18 protein-coding genes are annotated in these 19,329 nt (G+C 62.5%); 13 read left to right on the forward strand and 5 right to left on the reverse strand.

The window, feature by feature from the left end; translation table 11 throughout:
• From WF331_RS27120 to WF331_RS27135, 4 genes are all read right to left on the reverse strand, one after another.
• Positions 1 to 669, reverse strand: a 669-nt coding sequence (locus tag WF331_RS27120; protein ID WP_340623496.1) for an IS256 family transposase, incomplete at its 3' end; no start/stop codon positions are given.
• 448 nt (positions 670 to 1,117) lie between these two features.
• Complete coding sequence (locus WF331_RS27125; protein WP_284360840.1) at positions 1,118 to 1,420, reverse strand: RHS repeat-associated core domain-containing protein; 303 nt, start codon at positions 1,418 to 1,420, stop codon at positions 1,118 to 1,120.
• A gap of 359 nt (positions 1,421 to 1,779) precedes the next feature.
• Positions 1,780 to 2,976 carry an amino acid aminotransferase gene (locus WF331_RS27130; RefSeq protein ID WP_016499317.1) on the reverse strand — a complete coding sequence of 399 codons (1,197 nt, stop codon included), beginning with the start codon at positions 2,974 to 2,976 and terminating at the stop codon, positions 1,780 to 1,782.
• Between the two features lie 224 nt (positions 2,977 to 3,200).
• On the reverse strand, positions 3,201 to 4,226 hold the full coding sequence (locus WF331_RS27135) for an Ldh family oxidoreductase (protein ID WP_016499316.1): 1,026 nt from the start codon (positions 4,224 to 4,226) through the stop codon (positions 3,201 to 3,203).
• Between the two features lie 142 nt (positions 4,227 to 4,368).
• Here WF331_RS27135 and WF331_RS27140 point away from each other — a divergent pair, with 142 nt between their 5' ends.
• The 11 genes from WF331_RS27140 (at position 4,369) to WF331_RS27190 (ending at position 17,127) form a co-directional block, all read left to right on the forward strand.
• Entirely contained in the window at positions 4,369 to 5,241 is an 873-nt protein-coding gene (locus tag WF331_RS27140) for a MurR/RpiR family transcriptional regulator (protein ID WP_016499315.1), read from the forward strand.
• A gap of 22 nt (positions 5,242 to 5,263) precedes the next feature.
• Positions 5,264 to 6,016 carry a transporter substrate-binding domain-containing protein gene (locus WF331_RS27145; RefSeq protein WP_016499314.1) on the forward strand — a complete coding sequence of 251 codons (753 nt, stop codon included), beginning with the start codon at positions 5,264 to 5,266 and terminating at the stop codon, positions 6,014 to 6,016.
• A gap of 145 nt (positions 6,017 to 6,161) precedes the next feature.
• The gene (locus tag WF331_RS27150) at positions 6,162 to 6,881 is read left to right on the forward strand and encodes an ABC transporter permease (RefSeq protein WP_049275942.1); all 720 of its coding nucleotides are present in this window, start codon (positions 6,162 to 6,164) and stop codon (positions 6,879 to 6,881) included.
• A complete protein-coding gene (locus WF331_RS27155; protein WP_016499312.1) occupies positions 6,878 to 7,588 on the forward strand; it encodes an ABC transporter permease in 711 nt (236 codons plus the stop codon). Before WF331_RS27150 ends, WF331_RS27155 begins: the two co-directional genes overlap by 4 nt.
• Positions 7,589 to 7,604: 16 nt before the next feature.
• Positions 7,605 to 8,849, forward strand: coding sequence for an NAD(P)/FAD-dependent oxidoreductase (locus WF331_RS27160; RefSeq protein ID WP_016499311.1), 1,245 nt, complete (start codon positions 7,605 to 7,607; stop codon positions 8,847 to 8,849).
• A 22-nt stretch (positions 8,850 to 8,871) separates the two neighbouring features.
• Positions 8,872 to 9,654, forward strand: a complete 783-nt coding sequence (locus WF331_RS27165; protein ID WP_063424647.1) for an amino acid ABC transporter ATP-binding protein — start codon at positions 8,872 to 8,874, stop codon at positions 9,652 to 9,654.
• Positions 9,655 to 10,095: 441 nt separating this feature from the next.
• Positions 10,096 to 10,905 (forward strand): gamma-glutamyl-gamma-aminobutyrate hydrolase family protein, encoded by an 810-nt coding sequence (locus WF331_RS27170; RefSeq protein WP_016487465.1) that lies wholly within the window; start codon positions 10,096 to 10,098, stop codon positions 10,903 to 10,905.
• Positions 10,906 to 11,358: 453 nt separating this feature from the next.
• Positions 11,359 to 12,270 carry a 5-dehydro-4-deoxyglucarate dehydratase gene (gene kdgD, locus WF331_RS27175; RefSeq protein ID WP_016499309.1) on the forward strand — a complete coding sequence of 304 codons (912 nt, stop codon included), beginning with the start codon at positions 11,359 to 11,361 and terminating at the stop codon, positions 12,268 to 12,270.
• A gap of 104 nt (positions 12,271 to 12,374) precedes the next feature.
• The gene (locus WF331_RS27180) at positions 12,375 to 13,739 is read left to right on the forward strand and encodes an MFS transporter (RefSeq protein WP_016499308.1); all 1,365 of its coding nucleotides are present in this window, start codon (positions 12,375 to 12,377) and stop codon (positions 13,737 to 13,739) included.
• A gap of 79 nt (positions 13,740 to 13,818) precedes the next feature.
• Positions 13,819 to 15,372 carry a galactarate dehydratase gene (gene garD, locus WF331_RS27185; RefSeq protein ID WP_016499307.1) on the forward strand — a complete coding sequence of 518 codons (1,554 nt, stop codon included), beginning with the start codon at positions 13,819 to 13,821 and terminating at the stop codon, positions 15,370 to 15,372.
• 174 nt (positions 15,373 to 15,546) lie between these two features.
• On the forward strand, positions 15,547 to 17,127 hold the full coding sequence (locus tag WF331_RS27190; RefSeq protein ID WP_016499306.1) for an aldehyde dehydrogenase (NADP(+)): 1,581 nt from the start codon (positions 15,547 to 15,549) through the stop codon (positions 17,125 to 17,127).
• A 165-nt stretch (positions 17,128 to 17,292) separates the two neighbouring features.
• On the opposite strand, the gene WF331_RS27195 is transcribed toward WF331_RS27190, so the two are convergent.
• Entirely contained in the window at positions 17,293 to 18,042 is a 750-nt protein-coding gene (locus WF331_RS27195) for a FadR/GntR family transcriptional regulator (protein WP_049275950.1), read from the reverse strand.
• Between the two features lie 198 nt (positions 18,043 to 18,240).
• Between WF331_RS27195 and WF331_RS27200 the strand changes: the two genes are divergently transcribed.
• Positions 18,241 to 18,891 carry a DUF998 domain-containing protein gene (locus WF331_RS27200; protein WP_156859431.1) on the forward strand — a complete coding sequence of 217 codons (651 nt, stop codon included), beginning with the start codon at positions 18,241 to 18,243 and terminating at the stop codon, positions 18,889 to 18,891.
• A gap of 74 nt (positions 18,892 to 18,965) precedes the next feature.
• The gene (locus tag WF331_RS27205; protein WP_016499303.1) at positions 18,966 to 19,295 is read left to right on the forward strand and encodes a hypothetical protein; all 330 of its coding nucleotides are present in this window, start codon (positions 18,966 to 18,968) and stop codon (positions 19,293 to 19,295) included.
• The last annotated feature ends 34 nt before the right edge of the window (positions 19,296 to 19,329 follow it).

Genomic DNA, 19,329 nt, shown 5'->3' on the forward strand with positions numbered 1-19,329 from the left:
CAGCTTCACGCCCCGCAAGCCACGTCGCATGAGGCTGCGCAGGAAGTCTGTCCAGAACGGCTCAGCCTCTGAAGGCCCAACCCGCATGCCCAGGACTTCGCGGCCACCGTCGGTGTTCACGGCCACGGCGATTATTACGGCGACCGAGACGATGCGTCCGGCCTCCCGCACTTTGACGTAGGTGGCATCGATCCAGAGATAGGGCCAGTCGCCCTCAAGCGGGCGGTCAAGGAAGGCGTGAACGCGCTCATCGATCTCACCGGCTAGCCGTGAGACCTGGCTTTTAGAGATACCGGTCATGCCCATGGCCTTGACCAGCTCGTCCACCGAACGCGTTGAAACGCCTTGGATGTAGGCCTCCTGGATGACTGCCGCCATGGCTTTCTCAGCGGTGCGTCGAGGTTCAAGGAAACCAGGGAAATAGCTGCCTTGGCGCAGCTTGGGAATCTTAAGGTCGACGTCGCCTGCGCGGGTTTGCCAAAGACGATCGCGGTAGCCATTACGGCTATTTGTCCGGTCTGGGCTTTTGACATCGAAGCCCGCGCCGCACAGGCCTTCGACGTCAAACTCCATCATGCGCTGGGCAACGAACTGGATCATTTGCTTGAGCAGATCAGCATCTGCCCCTTTCTCAACCAACTCGGTCAATGCGATAGTGGGCTTGGTCATCGTGGTTTCTCTGGTGAGTGTTTGGTCTTCGCAAACTCAACGTTAGCCAAGAACCACGATGACCATCCTCTTTCGCCCGCAGGGCGCCTTCGACTGGTTCAGTTACACCACTTCCCGGGACACGATCAGGCTTCCGGTTTCGCGTACCTTTCTGACCATTTCATTTACTTTATCATACTGCATTTTAAACATGCCCTTTCGCGGGACATCCAACCCATATACAGCCCCGGCCATATAGGCACGCTTAGCATTTTGCATAGATCGATACAGAACGAACGACTTAATAGGAGCCATATCATCAATGCTTAGTTTATTTATGCGCGCCTTATCAAATTCTACTTTTAAGCCTTGGTCAAGCTTGGCAACCTTGACCTCCCCCCACTCCCCCCCCCAGCAGACGTAATTTGTCTCTTGACCTCAAACCTGTTACTTCTACGAACCTTGAATCTTACAACTTCACGCTCAATGCCTTGTCCCAGAATCGGCCATTGTCATCTACACGATTAATCGGGTCTCCGGAACAATAGCCATAAGCGTTCAGACCTCCTAAATCAAACGGGCTCAGGCTATCGGGTGACAAGAAACGCATCATCCTCGGGCTGTAGCTACGATAACCGTTGCCCAGCAGATAACAACTGGACAATGCGTCGAAGTAACACCCTGAAAAGCCGATGAGGCCGACTGTTTCAGCAGCAAATTCATGAACGCCGTAGACGTTATAGCTTTTTCCATGAACCCCGACTGGCCCCATGCCCCCAAAAACTTAAGCCTGCTTATCCCCCCAGGCCATGTAGCTACTAGCGCCCCGCTCTACCAGCACTTCTCTATCATGGCGAATGACCTGCCGAACGCCATCCTCCGACTTCAGGCTATGCACTTTTCCTGCGCAATAGAATAGCTTCACTCTTAGCCCTCGCACCTGAGTTCATTTACTGCTGCACTAGTATTGGCAGATCAGACTCAGGCCACAACTGGCAGAACTAACAGGTACACGTGACCATGCGAAGCTATCCGAGGACAGCGATTTTTATCTATGCAGGAAGATGCAAGAGGGCGTTTTCTGGGAGCGCTTTTGCGTAGAGAAAGGGGCGCGGAGCGCCCCGTACGGCATTATTTCTGAACAGCAGCGAACGCTTCGGCAACCTGTTGCAGGTTGGCCGGGCGCAGACCGGACATGCACACGCGGCCACTGTCGATCAGGTACACGCCAAACTCGTCACGCAGGCGGCGCACTTGCTCGACGCTGAAGCCGGTGTAGCTGAACATGCCACGCTGGCGCAGGAAGAACTGGAAGTCCTGGCCTGGCAGCAGCACGGCCAGGGCATCGACCAGCGCCTGACGCATGTCGAGGATACGCTTGCGCATCACTTCGACTTCCTCGGCCCACTGGGCATTGAGGGCTGCATCGCTGAGCACGCCTGCAACCAGCTGGGCGCCAAAATTGGGCGGGCTGGAGTAGTTGCGGCGCACGGTTGCCTTGAGCTGGCCCAGCACGCTCTGGGCAGTGGCGTCATCGTCGCAGACCACCGACAGCCCCCCTACCCGCTCGCCGTACAGCGAGAAGATCTTCGAGAACGAGTTGCTGACCAGGCACGGTACACCGGCGCGGGCCATTTCGCGGATGGCGTAGGCGTCTTCCACCAGGCCTTCGGCGAAGCCTTGGTAGGCGATGTCGAGGAACGGAATCAGCTGGCGTGCCTTGACCACTTCGACCACTTGTTGCCACTGGTTTTGCGTAAGGTCGGCACCGGTGGGGTTATGGCAGCACGGGTGCAGCAGTACCACGCTGTTGGCCGGCAGGGTCTGCAGGGTAGCCAGCATGCCGTCGAAGTCCACGCCACGGGTGGCCTGGTCAAAATACGGGTAGGTGTGCACCTTGAAGCCGGCGCCTTCGAAGATGGCGCGGTGGTTGTCCCAGGTCGGGTTGCTGACCCAGACTTCGGCCTGCGGGAAGTAGCGCTTGAGGAAGTCGGCACCGACTTTCAGGGCGCCGGAGCCACCCACAGTCTGCACAGTGGCCACGCGACCGCCGGTCACGGCCGGGTGATCGGCACCGAACAGCAGCGCCTGGATGGCCTGGCGGTAGCTGGCCAGGCCTTCCATCGGCAGGTAAAGGGACGCTTCGTGGTCCTGGCCGGCAATGCGTTTTTCCACCGCATCCACAGCCGCCAGTTGCGGTACTACGCCAGCCTCATCGTAATACAGGCCGATACTCAGGTTGACCTTGTCGGCGCGCGGGTCGGCCTTGAAGGTTTCCATCAGCGAGAGGATCGGGTCGCCGGCATAGGCATCGACATGTTTGAACACAGCGTGCAGCTCCTTGGATCAGGACAGTTCGAAAAGGCAGACCTGAGCATACCCGGAGTGTGGGCTCAGGAACATCCACTATTGTGCAAGGTTGTCTATGCAACATTGCATGGCTTGGATTTGTGCTGGATTCTTCGCGGGTAAACCCGCTCCCACACAGATACCACTGCCCTTGGAACCTGTGCAGTACCTGTGGGAGCGGGTTTACCCGCGAAGAGGCCGGGTCAGCCAAGCAGCGCTTTCAGCCCCTGCAGCTCCTGCTCGGTTAGCGCCACCCCCTCCTCCTCGGCCACCTCGCGCTCACGATAGCGCCGCTCACCCGGCATACGCGTCAGGCCCACCGCCTGCATCTGCTCCACCAGTTCGCGGCTGCGCTGGGCAAATTGCTCGCCTTCTGCCTTGCCGGGGTCGATGACGATAAGCAGCTGCCCGGTCCAGGGTGTCTTCGCCCCCGGGTGGCCCGACCAGTCGAATTCCCAGGAGAAATTACCCCCGGTCAGCGCCGCCGCCAGCAACTCGACCATCATCGACAACGCCGAACCCTTGTGCCCGCCAAACGGCAGCAAGGCGCCGCCTTCGAGAATGGCCAAGGGGTCGGTGGTCGGTTCGCCATTGGCGTCCACGCCCATGCCTTCCGGCAGTTGCTGGCCGGCACGCGCGGCAATCTGTACGTCACCGTGGGCCATGGCGCTGGTGGCCATGTCGAAGACGATCGGATCGTGTTCGGCACATGGCGCCGCAAAAGCGATGGGGTTGGTACCGAACAGGGGCTTGCGTGCGCCATGCGGCACCACGCAGGTCATGCTGTTGACCACGCTCAGGGCCACCAGGCCCTCGTCGGCGAACGGTTCTACATCCGGCCACAGCGCGGCGAAGTGGTGCGAGTTGTGGATCGCCAGCACGGCAATACCCGCGTTGCGCGCTTTGGCTACCAACAGCTCACGGGCCGCTGCCAACGCCGGCTGGGCAAAGCCGCCCGCTGCATCGACACGTACATAACCGGCCGCTACGTCGCTGACCTTCGGTGTGGCCTGGCCATCGACCCAACCGCTGGCCAACGTCGAGACGTAGCCAGGCATACGGAATACGCCGTGGCTGTGAGCACCATCGCGCTGGGCGCTGGCGCAGTTGTAAGCCAGCACCCGGGCCACGCTCTCGCTGCAGTCATGGCGCTGAAAAATGGCCTGCAACAGACCCTGCAGCTCGGTAAAAGGCATACGCACGACGGTGCTGGTGGAAGGTGCGGACATCTGAAGCTCCTTGTTGGTATTGGAATGGCTACAGCGTTGCAACGACAAAAACTTTCCGACATGTGACAGCAATCTGTCAAATGTTGACTTGATGACAGAAAACATTCATTTTCTTCCCAAGCCTTACCCCTGGAGCCGCAGCATGAGCCAACCGATCAAGCAACGCCTGGAAAACAGCCTCGAAGGGGCCGCTGCCTCGGGCCGCAAGATCGCCACCTACATGCTCGCCAACCTGCACGAACTGCCGTTCCAGACCTCGGCCAGCATTGCCGCCAAGCTGGGCGTCAGCGAATCGAGCGTCGGGCGCTTCTGCCGCTCACTCGGTTATGCCCACCTCAAGGCGCTTAAGCAAGACCTGCAGAACGACCTGGGCGACGGCCCATGGCTGGTGGGCGACCGCCTGCAAGATTACCGCCAGAACCAGGACGCCAGTGACAACGCCGGCAGCCTGGAGCTGGAAATCGCCGCCTTGATGCGTGTGCACGAGTACCGCCAAAGCCCCACCTGGCACAGCGTAGCGCAACGCCTGGCGAGCAAGCCGCGGGTGTTCATCGCCGGTTTCCAGACCGAGCGCGGCATCGCCATGTGCATGAGCCACCTGCTGCAGTACCTGCGCGATGGCGTGCAACTGGTGGACATCAGCGCCGGGCACTTCGGCGAGGTGCTGCTGGGCCGTGCCGAAGACAGCGCCCTGGTGGTGTTCGAGGCGCGCCGTTATTCCCGCCACGCCCTGCTGCTGTGCCAGAAGGCACGCGAGGCGGGCATTGCGGTCACCCTGGTGACCGACACCTTCTGTGACTGGGCCGATGCCAACGCCGACGAGGTGTTCCGCATCCCCACCGAGTTCAATCTGTTCTGGGAATCCACCTCGACGATGCTGTCGTGGGTACACCTGATGGTCAACGAGGTCTGCAAGAAACTCGGGCCTGATGTTGAAAAACGCTTGGAAGCGACTGCCGCTCTACATAACGAATTCGTCGGCTACACCTCGTGGCCGACGGGCAAACAACAATAGCAAGAGTGCAATGAGGTGCGAGATGAACAAGACCATGGCCTTGGTGGGTGCGTGTGCCCTGCTGCTGACGGGCGCCGCCAGTGCCGAAACCCTGCGCTTCGCCACCGAGGGTGCCTACCCGCCCTTCAACTATGTAGACGCCGATAACAAGCTGCACGGCTTCGATATCGACATCACCCATGCCCTGTGCGAACAGATGAAAGTCGAGTGCACGCTGGTGGCCCAGGACTGGGAAGGCATCATCCCCGCCCTGATGGCGCGCAAGTACGACGCCGTCGTCGCGTCGATGATCAATACCGAAGAGCGCCGCAAGAAAATCGCCTTCACCGACCACTACTACCGCACCCCGCTGACCGTCGCAGTCGCCAAGGACAGCAAGATCGACAGCGCCCAGACCGACTTCGTCGGCTACACCGTCGGTGCCCAGTCGTCGTCCACCCAGGCTATTTACGCCGAAGACGTGTATGGCAAGGCCGGGGCCGATGTGAAGCTGTACCCGACCATGGATGAAGCCAACGCCGACTTGGCCGCCGGGCGCCTGGACGGGGTAATTGCCGATAAATTCCCGCTGCACGAGTGGATGACCAAGAACGGCGGGGATTGCTGCAAGATCCTCGGCGACGTGGCCGACACCAAGGCCGATGCCGCCATTGCCGTGCGCAAGGACGACGAAGCCCTGCGCCAGCGCCTGAACACCGCGCTGCAACAGATCGTGGCCAACGGCACGTACCAGAAGATCGCCAGCAAGTACTTCGCTTTCGATATCTACAACTGACCTTAGAGCCCGGCTCGCCTGATCCGGCCCTATCGCCGGCAAGCCAGCTCCCACATAACCGCACAAGGCCTGACAGATGTGCAGTCTCTTGTGGGAGCTGGCTTGCCGGCGATGAGGCCGGTAAGGTCAACACAAGGTGTTCGTCATGCTCGATCAATTGTCCTTGCTGTCCTTCGCCAGCGGAGGCTGGGGCCAGGCGCTGCTGGCCGGCGCCCTGGTGACTGTTTCACTGGCACTGGCCTGCCTGCCCATCGGTCTGCCGCTGGGCCTGCTGGTAGCGCTGGCAGCGCGCTCGCGCAAGCGCCTGCCACGGGCCTGGGCCACCACATTCTCTACGGTGTTCCGCGGCCTGCCCGAACTGCTGACACTGCTGATCATCTATTACGGCTGCCAGATCGCCGCGCAGAAAATCCTCGCGGCCATGGGCTATCAGGGTGAATTCCTGATCAACACCTTCCTCGCCGCGATGATCGCCTTCAGCCTGGTGTTCGCCGCGTTCTCAAGCGAGATCTGGCTGGCCGCCTTCAAGACCCTGCCCAAGGGCCAGCTGGAGGCCTGCTCGGCATTGGGCCTGAGCAAGCGCACCGCCTTCTTCAAGGTGCTGCTGCCACAACTGACCCGCATCGCACTGCCCGGCCTGTCGAACAACTGGCTGTCGCTGCTCAAGGACACTTCGCTGGTGTCGACCATTTCGCTGGTCGACCTGATGCGCCAGACCAACCTGGCCGTCAGCGTGACCAAGGAGCCGATGTTCTTCTATGGTGTCGCCTGCCTGGGTTACCTGCTGTTCGCAGCGCTTTCCGGGCGCGTGTTCGCCTTCATCGAACGGCGCAGTAACCGCCACCTGCTAGGAGCACGGGCATGAGCTTTGAACAACTGCTGGCACTGGTGGTGGACCCCGACCTGCTGGAACGCTACGGCCCGCGCTTCCTCGACGGCCTGCTGGTAACCGCCAAACTGGTGGCCATTTCCTTCACCCTGGGCGCCGTACTCGGCCTGTTGCTAGCCCTGGCGCGCATGTCGCGCAGCCTGCTGCTGCAGCGCATGGCCGCCGGCTACGTGTACTTCTTCCGCGGCTCGCCGCTGCTGGCCCAGCTGTTCCTGCTGTACTACGGCCTGGGTTCGCTCAAGGGCTTCTGGCAGGACGTCGGCCTGTGGTGGTTTTTCCGCGAAGCGTGGTTCTGCACCTTGCTGGCCTTCACCCTGAACACCGCTGCCTACCAGGCGGAGATCTTCCGCGGCAGCCTGATGGCCGTCGCGCCGGGGCAGCATGAGGCGGCGCGGGCACTGAACCTGAAGCGCTCGACCACCTTTTTCAAGGTGATTCTGCCGCAGTCGTTGCTGGTGGCCATCGGCCCGCTGGGCAACGAACTGATCCTGATGATCAAGGCCAGCGCAATTGCCTCGCTGGTGACCATCTACGACCTGATGGGCGTAACCAAACTGGCGTTCTCGCGCAGTTTCGACTTCCAGATCTACCTGTGGGCCGCCGTGCTCTACCTGGTGATCGTCGAACTGGTACGGCGCCTGCTGAAACACCTGGAAGGCCGCCTGGGCCGCCACCTGAACTGACCGAAGGATACGTTCCATGCATTGCCAGACCCTTGTCCTCGGCGCCGGCATCGTCGGCGTCAGCACCGCCCTGCACCTGCAGGCCCGCGGGCGCCAGGTCGTCCTGATCGACCGCGATGAACCCGGCAGCGGCACCAGCCACGGCAACGCCGGGCTGATCGAGCGCTCCAGCGTCATCCCATACGCCTTTCCCCGGCAGTTCGGCGCATTGTTGCGCTACGGCCTGAACCGCCAGCCCGACGTGCGCTACAGCCTCGCACACCTGCCCAAGGCCGCGCCGTGGCTGTGGCGCTACTGGCGCCAGTCGGCCCCCGGGCGCCTGGCCGGGGCCGCCGCCGACATGCTGCCGCTGGTGCAGCGCTGCGTCGAAGAACACGACGCGCTGATCAAAGCCGCCGGCCTTGAAGGGCTGGTGCAGGCCAAAGGCTGGATCGAAGTGTTCCGCGACCCGGCCCTGTTCGAGCAGGCCAAGGCCGACGCCAAAGGCCTGAGCCGCTATGGCCTGCAATTTGAAATCCTCGAATGCGGGCAGTTGCAGGCCCGCGAGCATCAGCTGGACGCCACCGTGGTCGGCGGCATCCACTGGCTCGACCCCAAGACCGTGAACAACCCCGGCGCCCTCACCCGCGGCTATGCGGCGCTGTTCCAGCAGCGCGGTGGGCAGTTCCTGCATGGTGATGCGCGCAGCCTGCGCCAGGCCAACGGCAAATGGCGGGTAGAGAGCCGCCGTGGCCCGATTACCGCCGACGAGGTGGTGGCCTGCCTCGGCCCGCAGTCGGCCGACCTGTTCAGCGGCCTGGGCTACCAGATTCCGCTGGCGATCAAGCGCGGCTACCACATGCACTACAGCACCCGTGACGGTGCGATGCTTGAGCATTCAATCTGCGACACCCAGGGCGGCTACGTGCTGGCGCCAATGGCGCGCGGTGTGCGCTTGACCACCGGCATCGAGTTCGACGCCAGCAGCGCGCCGGGCAACCAGATCCAGCTGGGCCGCTGTGAGGCCCTGGCGCGCAAGCTGTTCCCGGCCTTGGGTGAACGCCTGGACGACACGCCTTGGCTGGGCCGCCGCCCATGCCTGCCCGACATGCGCCCGGTGATCGGCCCGGCAGCCCGCCACCCGGGGCTGTGGTTCAACTTTGGCCACGCGCACCACGGCCTCACCCTGGGCCCGGTCAGCGGCCGGCTGGTGGCCGAGCTGATCACCGGAGAGCGCCCTTTCACCGACCCTGCGCCCTACAGCGCGACTCGTTTCGACTGAACCCACGCGGGAGAACAACAACATGACCGCACCCCTGAGCCTTGCAAGCCTTGCCCCCGAGCCCGACCCACGCCCGGTGCTGATCCGCATCGAAGGCCTGAACAAGCACTACGGCGCTTTCCAGGTGCTACACAACATCGACCTGCAGGTGCGCGAAGGCGAACGCATCGTGCTGTGTGGGCCGTCCGGCTCGGGCAAGTCGACCTTGATCCGCTGCATCAACCGCCTGGAGGTAGCCCAGCAGGGCAACATCCAGGTGGACGGCATCGACCTGGCGGCCACTACCCGTGAAGCGGCGCAGGTGCGCAGCGACATCGGCATGGTGTTCCAGCATTTCAACCTGTTCCCGCACATGAGCGTGCTCGACAACTGCCTGCTGGCACCCACCAGCGTACGCGGGCTGTCGCGCAAGGACGCCGAAGAACGGGCGCGCATGTACCTGAGCAAGGTGGGTATCGAAAGCCAGGCACACAAGTACCCCAGCCAGCTGTCAGGCGGCCAGCAGCAGCGCGTGGCGATTGCCCGGGCCCTGTGCATGAAGCCGCGCATCATGCTGTTTGACGAGCCTACCTCGGCGCTGGACCCGGAAATGGTCGCCGAGGTGCTGGATGTACTGGTGCAACTGGCCGGCACGGGCATGACCATGCTTTGCGTCACCCATGAAATGGGCTTTGCCCGGCAAGTGGCCGAGCGGGTGCTGTTCCTTGAGGGTGGGCAGATCATCGAAGACAGCCCACCGCAGGTGTTCTTCAACCAGCCGCGTACCGAGCGCGCCAAGGCGTTCCTGGCGCAGATACTGCACTGAGCAAAGTGTTTGATGCCTGTGCTGCCCCTATCGCCGGCAAGCCAGCTCCCACAGGTACTGCATCCGCCTTTGAAAGCTGCAGATATCCTGTGGGAGCTGGCTTGCCGGCGATAGGGCCAGTAGCACAAACTCCAGCCCCCTTCATTGCACCGCTGCAAAGAGCCAACTGCGTCGTTAAATATTATTGACCAACACCCCCGCCAAACCCACGCCGCCACAGGCCCGCATCGGTTTCAGCCCCCAAAAACCGGTGCATTCCCCGCATTAAAGCCCTCTTCCGTCGTTTGACATATCGAACGGCTCTGGCAAGCTATCTACATGCCCCGACCGGAATCGTCGCCTCTGACGAGCCGGCAGTGCTCGGAGCTTCAGGCTGCACTCAGGGCCCCGCGCCGTGCACCTGCACAACAACGACAGGCTGAACCTGTCCCAAGGTGACATATGTCCAACAGCAACATTGGCAACAAGCAACCTTCCCTGCGCAAACCCGTCGTCCTGATGACCATGGGCAGCCAAGAGCGCAAAGGCCATGACTATCAGGTCATGACCCACAAATACATCACCCCGCTGGTCGAGTTCTCTGATTGCGTCCCGGTTCTGGTGCCCACCTGCTGCGGCACTGAAGACCTCGACACCTATCTGGACATGGCCGACGGCGTGTACCTGACCGGCGCCGGCAGCAACATCGACCCGGCCCTGTACGGCCAGGAGAATGAAACCCCAGGCAAAGGCCAGGACCAGAACCGCGACCTGTTCGATATCCCGCTGGTGAAAGCGGCGATCAAGCGTGGTCTGCCGATTTTCGGCATCTGCCGTGGCATGCAGGAAATCAACGTGGCCCTGGGTGGCGACATCTACCAGAAGGTATACGCCGAGCCTGGCTTCAACGACCACCGGGAAAACCCGGAAGACCCGGTTGAAGTGCAGTACGCCCAGGTACATGGTGTGAAGATCAAGCCAGGCAGCTGGCTGCGTGACACTCTGGGTACCGACGAAATCCGCGTCAACTCGCTGCATGGCCAAGGCCTGCGCACCCTTGGCGCCGGCATCGAAGCCATCGCCCTGGCCGAAGACGGCCTGGTCGAGGCCATTCACGCCCCGAGCATTTCGCCCTTCCTGTTCGCTGTGCAGTGGCACCCGGAGTGGCAAGCTGCGAAGAACCCAGATTCGATCAAGATGTTCCAGGCCTTCGGCGATGCTTGCCGTGCCCAGGTACGCAAGGCGCAAATCAAGCGCCAGCACGCTGCCTGACCTTCAGTTTCCTCTGCTTTGATCGCGGGGCGGCGCAAGGCCGCCCCCGTTTCCCTGGTCACCCTCTGCTGGTCCCAGAACACTTCCCGTGGAATCGGGCGGCGGCTTAGTGCCTGTCTCCGCGATCGTTTTTTTCCTTCCCCATCAAGAGATACGATGACTGATTGCAGATAGTCTGCCATCGGTCTCTTTTCCTCCCGTCATGGTTCGCTTGCGTTGGACTCTTCGCGGGTAAACCCGCTCCCACAGCGATCTGCACAGGGGTCTGAGGGGGCGCCGTACCTGTGGGAGCGGGTTTACCCGCGAAGAGGCCAGTACAGGCAATTCCCCTTCCTCCTTGCCCCATTGCAAAAAATCTCGCAAAGGGGACTAGTCATCGCGGAGGTTGTACGATAACTTACCTCCAACGCAAAACAACACCCTTCACCCAAGCGCCACAGGATGCCTACAACAATGAATCCACAAGAACTCAAATCCATCCTCTCTCACGGCTTGCTGTCTTTCCCGGTCACCGACTTCAACGCCCAGGGCGATTTCCACCAGGCTGGCTACATCAAGCGCCTGGAATGGTTGGCCCCGTATGGCGCCAGCGCACTGTTCGCAGCCGGCGGCACCGGTGAGTTCTTCTCCCTGGCCGCCAGCGAATACAGCCAGGTGATCAAGACTGCCGTCGACACCTGCGCTACCTCGGTACCTATCCTCGCTGGCGTGGGCGGCTCCACCCGTCAGGCGATCGAATACGCACAGGAAGCCGAACGCCTGGGTGCAAAGGGCCTGCTGCTGCTGCCGCACTACCTGACCGAAGCCAGCCAGGACGGCGTCGCCGCCCACGTCGAAGCAGTGTGCAAATCGGTGAAGATCGGCGTGGTGGTGTACAACCGCAACGTCTGCCGCCTGAATGCCGACCTGCTGGAAAAACTGGCCGAGCGCTGCCCGAACCTGATCGGCTACAAGGATGGCCTGGGTGATATCGAGCTGATGGTGTCGATCCGTCGCCGCCTGGGCGACCGCTTCAGCTACCTGGGTGGCCTGCCGACCGCCGAAGTGTATGCTGCCGCCTACAAGGCCCTGGGTGTACCGGTGTACTCCTCCGCCGTGTTCAACTTCGTGCCCAAAACCGCCATGGACTTCTACAACGCCATCGCCCGTGACGACCACGCCGCCGTGGCCAAACTGATCGACGATTTCTTCCTGCCGTACCTGGACATCCGTAACCGCAAGGCTGGCTATGCCGTGAGCATCGTCAAGGCCGGTGCCAAGATTGCCGGTTACGACGCTGGCCCGGTGCGTACGCCGCTCACCGACCTCACCGCAGAAGAGTACGAGATGCTCGCCGCGCTGATGGACAAGATGGGCCCGCAGTAAGCATCGCCCGCGGCCTGCCAAGTGCCGCGCCCGGAGCGGGCCAGCCCCGCTCCGGTTACAATTCGTGAGCCCGCACAAAAATAACTAGTGGGAGTATTGCCAGCATGCAAGCGACTAAGAAGACGCATGTGCGCTACCTGATCCTGTTCATGCTGTTCCTGGTGACCACGATCAACTATGCCGACCGCGCCACCATTGCCATCGCAGGTTCCAGCCTGCAGAAAGACCTCGGCATTGACGCCGTTACCCTCGGTTATATCTTCTCCGCCTTTGGATGGGCTTACGTGGCTGGCCAGATTCCTGGTGGCTGGCTGCTCGATCGCTTCGGTTCCAAGAACGTCTACGCCTTCAGCATCTTCACCTGGTCGCTGTTCACCCTGTTGCAGGGTTTTGTCGGTGGCCTGCCGGTTGCCTGGGCCGTGGTCACCCTCTTCACCCTGCGCTTTCTGGTCGGCTTTGCTGAAGCCCCGTCGTTCCCGGGCAACGCGCGCATCGTCGCCGCCTGGTTCCCGACTCAAGAGCGCGGCACTGCCTCAGCCATCTTCAACTCCGCGCAGTACTTCGCCACGGCGCTGTTCGCCCCGATCATGGGCTGGATCGTATTCAGCTTCGGTTGGGAGCACGTATTCGTGGTCATGGGTGCACTGGGCATCGTGTTCTCCATGGTCTGGCTGAAAACCATCCATAACCCGCGCCAGCACCCACGCATCAGCCAAAGCGAGCTTGAACACATCGAGCAGAACGGCGGCCTGGTGGACATGGACCAGAAGCGCGGCAACGCCGGCCCGAAATGGGGCTACATCAAGCAACTGCTGACCAGCCGCATGCTGCTGGGCGTGTACCTGGGCCAGTACTGCATCAACGCCATCACCTACTTCTTCCTCACCTGGTTCCCTGTGTACCTGGTGCAGGAACGTGGCATGACCATCCTCAAGGCCGGCTTCATCGCTTCGCTGCCGGCGGTCTGCGGCTTCATTGGTGGCGTGCTGGGTGGCGTGATCTCCGACTGGCTGCTGCGCCGTGGCAATTCGCTGACCTTCTCGCGCAAACTGCCGATTGTGTGCGGCCTGCTGCTGTCGACCACCATGGTGTTTTGCAACTACGTCGACGCCGAGTGGATGGTGGTTGGCTTCATGACCCTGGCGTTCTTCGGCAAAGGCATTGGCGCGCTGGGCTGGGCGGTGGTGGCCGACACCTCGCCCAAGCAGATCGCCGGGCTGTCCGGCGGCCTGTTCAACACCTTCGGCAACATCGCCTCGATCACCACCCCTATCGTGATCGGCTACATCATCAGCGCCACCGGCTCGTTCAAGTGGGCGCTGGTGTACGTGGGTGCCAACGCCCTGGTAGCGGTGTTCAGCTACCTGGTGATCGTCGGCCCGATCAAGCGTATCGAGCTGCGCGAAGATGCCCCAAAGCCACAGGCTGAGCCTGCCGCCAACGGCGAACTGGCCAGCTCGCGTCACTGAGTGAACACGCCCGCACCGGGGCAACCGGTGCGGGCGGATGTACAAAAAAGCCTGAGAACCTGACAAGTAGGGCCCAAACATGCAGTTGATCGAACATTCCGACTCGCCCCGCTACGTCCGCCTGCACCACGACGATAACGTCGTGGTGGTGGTCAACGACGGCGGCCTGGGCGAAGGCGCCCGCTTTGCCGACGGCCTGACCCTTGTCGAAGGCGTGCCTCAAAGCCACAAGGTGGCCACCGTGGCCATCGCCAAGGGCGAGCCCGTGCGCCGCTACGGGCAAATCATCGGCTACGCGCTGGAAGACCTGCGCCAAGGCAGCTGGGTGCAGGAAAGCCAGCTGGCCATGCCGGCCGCGCCCGAGCTGGACAGCCTGCCGCGCTGCGACGCTGTCCCTCAACCGCTGCCGCCGCTCGAAGGCTTCACGTTCGAAGGCTACCGCAACGCCGACGGCACCGTCGGCACCCGCAACATCCTTGGTATCACCACCACCGTGCAGTGCGTGACCGGCGTGCTGGAGCATGCGGTCAAGCGCATTCGCAGCGAACTGCTGCCCAAGTACCCCAACGTCGATGACGTGGTGGCCATAACCCACAGTTATGGCTGTGGCGTGGCCATCAACGCCCGCGATGCCTACATTCCGATCCGCACCGTGCGCAACCTGGCGCGCAACCCCAACCTGGGTGGCGAGGCGCTGGTCATCAGCCTCGGCTGTGAAAAGCTGCAAGCCGGCCAGGTGATGCACGACAACGACCCTTCGGTAGACCTGAGCGAGCCGTGGCTGTACCGCCTGCAGGACGCCAGCCTGGGCTTTGTGGAAATGATCGAACAGATCATGGAACTGGCCGAAACCCGCCTGAAGAAGCTCGACCAGCGCCGCCGCGAAACCGTACCGGCCAGCGAATTGATCCTTGGCATGCAATGCGGTGGCAGCGATGCGTTCTCGGGCATCACCGCCAACCCGGCGCTGGGGTACGCAGCCGACTTGCTGGTACGCGCCGGCGCCACCGTGCTGTTCTCGGAAGTGACCGAGGTGCGCGACGCCATCTACATGCTGACCTCGCGCGCCGAAAACCAGGAGGTGGCCGGTGCCTTGATACGTGAAATGGACTGGTACGACCGCTACCTGCAGCAAGGCGCCGCCGACCGCAGCGCCAATACGACGCCGGGCAACAAGAAAGGCGGCCTGTCCAATATCGTCGAGAAGTCGCTGGGGTCGATCGTCAAGTCCGGCAGCGGCGCCATCCAGGGCGTGCTTGGCCCGGGCGAGCGGGTAATGCGCAAGGGCCTGATCTTCTGCGCCACCCCGGCCAGCGACTTTGTCTGCGGCACCCTGCAGCTGGCCGCCGGCATGAACCTGCATGTGTTCACCACGGGCCGAGGCACTCCCTACGGGCTGGCCATGGCGCCGGTGGTCAAGGTGTGCACGCGCAGCGAACTGGCCCAGCGTTGGCCCGACCTGATCGACATCGACGCCGGGCGCATCGCCACAGGCCGTTCGAGCATCGAAGAACTGGGTTGGGAACTGTTCCATTACTACCTGGACGTGGCCAGCGGCCGCAAGCAGACCTGGGCCGAACAGCACCGGCTGCACAACGACATCACCCTGTTCAACCCGGCACCGATTACCTGATGCCAAGGATTCACTCTTTTTCCCGGTATTTCGCGTCCCCTGTAGGAGCGGGTTTACCCGCGAACACCGGCAAGGCCGGTGCCATACACCGCGTTGGATTCTTCGCGGGTAAACCCGCTCCCACAGCCCATGCGACTACCCCCCAGATTTTTTTCAGCCAACAGGAGCACCCCAATGCCTGAAATCCTCGGCCACAACTTCATCGCCGGCCAGCGCAGCGCCGCTGGCCCACAGCGCCTGCAGAGCCTGGACGCCAGCACTGGCGAAGCCCTGCCCTACAGCTTCGCTCAAGCCAGCGAAGCCGAAGTGGACCAGGCCGCCAAGGCCGCCGCTGCCGCCTTCGCTGAATTCCGCCAACTGGCCCCGGCTCGCCGCGCCGAATTCCTCGACGCCATCGCCGCCGAACTGGATGAGCTGGACGACGCCTTCGTCGCCATCGTCTGCCGCGAGACCGCCTTGCCCGCTGCCCGCATTCAAGGCGAGCGTGGCCGTACCAGCGGCCAGATGCGCCTGTTCGCCCAGGTGCTGCGCCGTGGTGACTTCCTCGGTGCGCGTATCGATCTGGCCTTGCCCGAGCGCCAGCCGCTCCCGCGCGTGGACCTGCGCCAGATGCGCATTGGCGTCGGCCCGGTCGCCGTGTTCGGCGCCAGCAACTTCCCGCTGGCCTTCTCTACCGCCGGTGGCGACACCGCTGCTGCACTGGCCGCTGGCTGCCCGGTAGTGTTCAAGGCGCACAGCGGCCACATGGCCACCGCCGATCTGGTGGGATGCGCGATCGTACGCGCCGCCGAGCGCACCGGCATGCCCAAGGGCGTATTCAACATGGTGTTCGGTGGTGGTGTGGGCGAATGGCTGGTCAAGCATCCGGCCATCCAGGCCGTCGGTTTCACCGGCTCGCTCAAAGGCGGCGACGCCCTGTGCCGCATGGCCGCCGAACGCCCGCAGCCGATTCCAGTGTTCGCCGAGATGTCCAGCATCAACCCGGTCATCATCCTGCCAGCCGCCCTGGCCAAACGTGGCGAGGCCATTGCCCGCGAACTGGCCGGCTCGGTATGCATGGGCGCCGGGCAGTTCTGCACCAACCCGGGGTTGGTGATCGGCCTGCAATCGCCACAGTACAGCCAGTTACTGGCCGACCTTGGCCAGCACCTGGATCAGCAGGCCGGGCAAACCATGCTCAACGCGGGTGGCCTGCGCAGCTACGTTGGCGGCCTTGAGCACCTGCAGGCCCATACCGGTATCGAGCACCTGGCCGGCCAGGCGCAGGAAGGCAGCCAGGCCCGCGCCCAGCTGTTCAAGGCCGATGCCCGCCTGCTGGTCGAGTCTGACCCGCTGCTGCAGGAAGAAGTGTTCGGCCCTACCACCGTCGCCGTGGAAGTGCGGGACGACCAACAACTGCGCGCCGCCCTGCTGGGCCTGCGTGGCCAACTGACCGCTACCCTGATCGGCGAAGCGGAAGATTTCGAGGCCTACGCCTGGCTGGTGCCGCTGCTGGAGGAGAAGGTCGGGCGCATCCTGATCAATGGCTACCCGACCGGTGTCGAAGTATGTGATGCCATGGTCCACGGCGGGCCTTACCCTGCGACCTCGGACGCCCGCGGTACCTCGGTGGGTACCTTGGCCATCGACCGCTTCCTGCGCCCGGTGTGCTACCAGAACTACCCGCAGGCCCTGCTGCCTGAGGCGCTGCGCGATGGCAACCCGCTGGGGCTGCGCCGGCTGGTGAACGGGCAATGGAGTGATGAGGCGATCTGATCGAGCGCTTGAAACAAGAAAGCCCCGCACATGGCGGGGCTTTTCTATTGGCGGCCTCTTCGCGGGTAAACCCGCTCCCACAGGGTTTGCACAATTTTCAGGCCTTGTGGTGATTCTGTGGGAGCGGGGATGCCCGCGAAGAGGCCGGTACAGGTCACAAACGCCTCAGACCCCTTGCGCCTCAGCCTCTTCATGTACCTGACGCAAGCGCTCCCGGCTATTGCTCAGGTGCATGCGCATGGCCATCTTTGCCCCTTCGCTGTCACGCCGGGCGATTGCTTCATAAATCGCCTCGTGCTCATGCCGCAACCGGCTCATGTAATGCGCCTGGTCATCACGGGCCAGCCGCGCCGAATTCACCCGGGTACGCGGGATGATGCTGGTGCCCAAGTGGTTGATGATGTCGGCGAAGTAGTGGTTGCCGCTGGCCTGGGCAATGCGCAGGTGGAACTGGAAGTCCGCTGACACCGCATCATTGGCATGGGCCGCCCCTTCGTTGAGTTCGTCCAGCGCCGCACGCATGCCCGCCAGCTCTTCATCGCTGCGCCGCTGCGCCGCCAAGCCTGCCGATTCAATTTCAAGGGCAATACGCAACTCCAGCACCGCCAGCACTTCACGCAGGGTGACCACAGTCGCCGGGTCGATGCGAAAGCCCCCCGACGCCGGCGCGTCCAGCACGAACGTGCCGATGCCATGGCGGGTCTCGACCTGCCCGGCGGCCTGCAGCCGCGAGATTGCCTCACGCACCACGGTGCGGCTGACGCCCTCCTCGACCATGATCTGCGACTCGGTCGGCAGCTTGTCGCCACGCTTGAGCTGGCCACTGCGAATGCGTTCGGTCAGCACTGTGACCAGTTCCTGGGCCAGACTACGCGGCTTGCGCCGGGTCCTTGCCTGTACCTGTTGCTCTGTCATTGCCCTGTATTTCACCTAGAAAGACAGCGCTCATCATAGCGCAAGCAGTTGTACGATCACATACACCCGGTGCGGTATTTCTTGCTCTCCCTCGCAAGCCACGCCTATGAAACAGCCGGCGCAAGTGCTGGCCCAGAGGCCGCGCAAGCCTGTACTGTGCGCCTTTGCGCTCACTCATCCATGGAAGGAAAATGCCGCATGAAACCCCTCGACCGCCTATTGCTCGCCAGCGGCCTGCTGATACCCCTCTGGTTGCTGGCAGGTGTTTGGCTCACCGCCCAGGCTTACCCCGGCTATGACCACCTGCAACAGGCCATGAGCCAGCTCGGCGCCGTAGGCGCGCCAACCCACAGCTGGTCGCCACTGGTAAACAACTTCCCACTGGCCGCGCTGTTCGCGCTGTTTGCCTGGGGCCTGGCGCGGCGCTGGCGTGGTTCGAAACTGGCAATGCTGAGTGCAGCCCTTGTCTTACTTCATGGTGTCGGTAGCCTGGGCACCGGCTGGTTCCCCTGTGACCAGGGTTGCACACCGGCGCAGCCGTCCACCTCACAGCAACTGCATAACCTGTCCGGCCTGCTGATGTTCCTCTCGCTGACCCTGGCCAGTGCCCTGTGGGCGTGGCTAGGCAATCGCATTGCCGGCTCGCGGGCCTTTGCGCTGTTTTCCCTGGCCTGTGTGGTACTAGCGATCATTACCGTCGCGCTGATGGGCCAGGCAGCGCAAAACGGCCAGTTATTCGGCCTGTATCAACGCCTGAACTATGGTGTGTCGGTGATCTGGGTTGCCAGCCTGGCCTGGGCAAGCCTGCGCACACCAGCGGACAGCCCGCTGCGCATGGCGGTGATCTGACGGCAAATTGCTGGCCCCCAGCATCGGAAAGCGAAGGCAAACTCCGTTTTTCTTCAGATGCTTAGGACAGCAACATGCGAGTATTTCTAGCAACGATGGCCGGTTGCTTGCTGGCCACGCTGGCTTTCGGCGCCCAGGCCCGGGCGCTGAGCCAGAATGATCGCCACACCTGCGGCTGGGGTGCGCAGATAGCGGCCGAGGCCCAGCAGGCCAAGCTTTCCGGGGTGACCCTGTATGCCACGCGCAAGAAGCTGCAGGTACGCAAATTCCCCAAACCCTGGATGCGCATGACCGCCTTCGGTATTACCGAGCAGACTTACAACAGCCGCTCGCGGTTGAAGCCTGCAGCCATCAAGCAAACTTACTATGAGCAGTGTGTTCAGCATGCGGTAGCCAAACGATAATCTGTTATTTATCAGACTGTTATGCGTTAAATCT

Source organism: Pseudomonas sp. YNh (assembly GCF_037993085.1).
GTDB classification, from domain to species: Bacteria; Pseudomonadota; Gammaproteobacteria; order Pseudomonadales; family Pseudomonadaceae; genus Aquipseudomonas; species Aquipseudomonas putida.

Bases quoted from the DNA above. Each gene is read 5' to 3' on its own strand.
- WF331_RS27125 (WP_284360840.1), bottom strand. From the start codon at position 1,420: ATGGGGCCAGTCGGGGTTCATGGAAAAAGCTATAACGTCTACGGCGTT.
- WF331_RS27135 (WP_016499316.1), bottom strand. From the start codon at position 4,226: ATGTCCGCACCTTCCACCAGCACCGTCGTGCGTATGCCTTTTACCGAG.
- WF331_RS27140 (WP_016499315.1), top strand. From the start codon at position 4,369: ATGAGCCAACCGATCAAGCAACGCCTGGAAAACAGCCTCGAAGGGGCC.
- WF331_RS27145 (WP_016499314.1), top strand. From the start codon at position 5,264: ATGAACAAGACCATGGCCTTGGTGGGTGCGTGTGCCCTGCTGCTGACG.
- WF331_RS27150 (WP_049275942.1), top strand. From the start codon at position 6,162: ATGCTCGATCAATTGTCCTTGCTGTCCTTCGCCAGCGGAGGCTGGGGC.
- WF331_RS27155 (WP_016499312.1), top strand. From the start codon at position 6,878: ATGAGCTTTGAACAACTGCTGGCACTGGTGGTGGACCCCGACCTGCTG.
- WF331_RS27160 (WP_016499311.1), top strand. From the start codon at position 7,605: ATGCATTGCCAGACCCTTGTCCTCGGCGCCGGCATCGTCGGCGTCAGC.
- WF331_RS27165 (WP_063424647.1), top strand. From the start codon at position 8,872: ATGACCGCACCCCTGAGCCTTGCAAGCCTTGCCCCCGAGCCCGACCCA.
- WF331_RS27170 (WP_016487465.1), top strand. From the start codon at position 10,096: ATGTCCAACAGCAACATTGGCAACAAGCAACCTTCCCTGCGCAAACCC.
- kdgD (WP_016499309.1), top strand. From the start codon at position 11,359: ATGAATCCACAAGAACTCAAATCCATCCTCTCTCACGGCTTGCTGTCT.
- WF331_RS27180 (WP_016499308.1), top strand. From the start codon at position 12,375: ATGCAAGCGACTAAGAAGACGCATGTGCGCTACCTGATCCTGTTCATG.
- garD (WP_016499307.1), top strand. From the start codon at position 13,819: ATGCAGTTGATCGAACATTCCGACTCGCCCCGCTACGTCCGCCTGCAC.
- WF331_RS27190 (WP_016499306.1), top strand. From the start codon at position 15,547: ATGCCTGAAATCCTCGGCCACAACTTCATCGCCGGCCAGCGCAGCGCC.
- WF331_RS27195 (WP_049275950.1), bottom strand. From the start codon at position 18,042: ATGACAGAGCAACAGGTACAGGCAAGGACCCGGCGCAAGCCGCGTAGT.
- WF331_RS27200 (WP_156859431.1), top strand. From the start codon at position 18,241: ATGAAACCCCTCGACCGCCTATTGCTCGCCAGCGGCCTGCTGATACCC.
- WF331_RS27205 (WP_016499303.1), top strand. From the start codon at position 18,966: ATGCGAGTATTTCTAGCAACGATGGCCGGTTGCTTGCTGGCCACGCTG.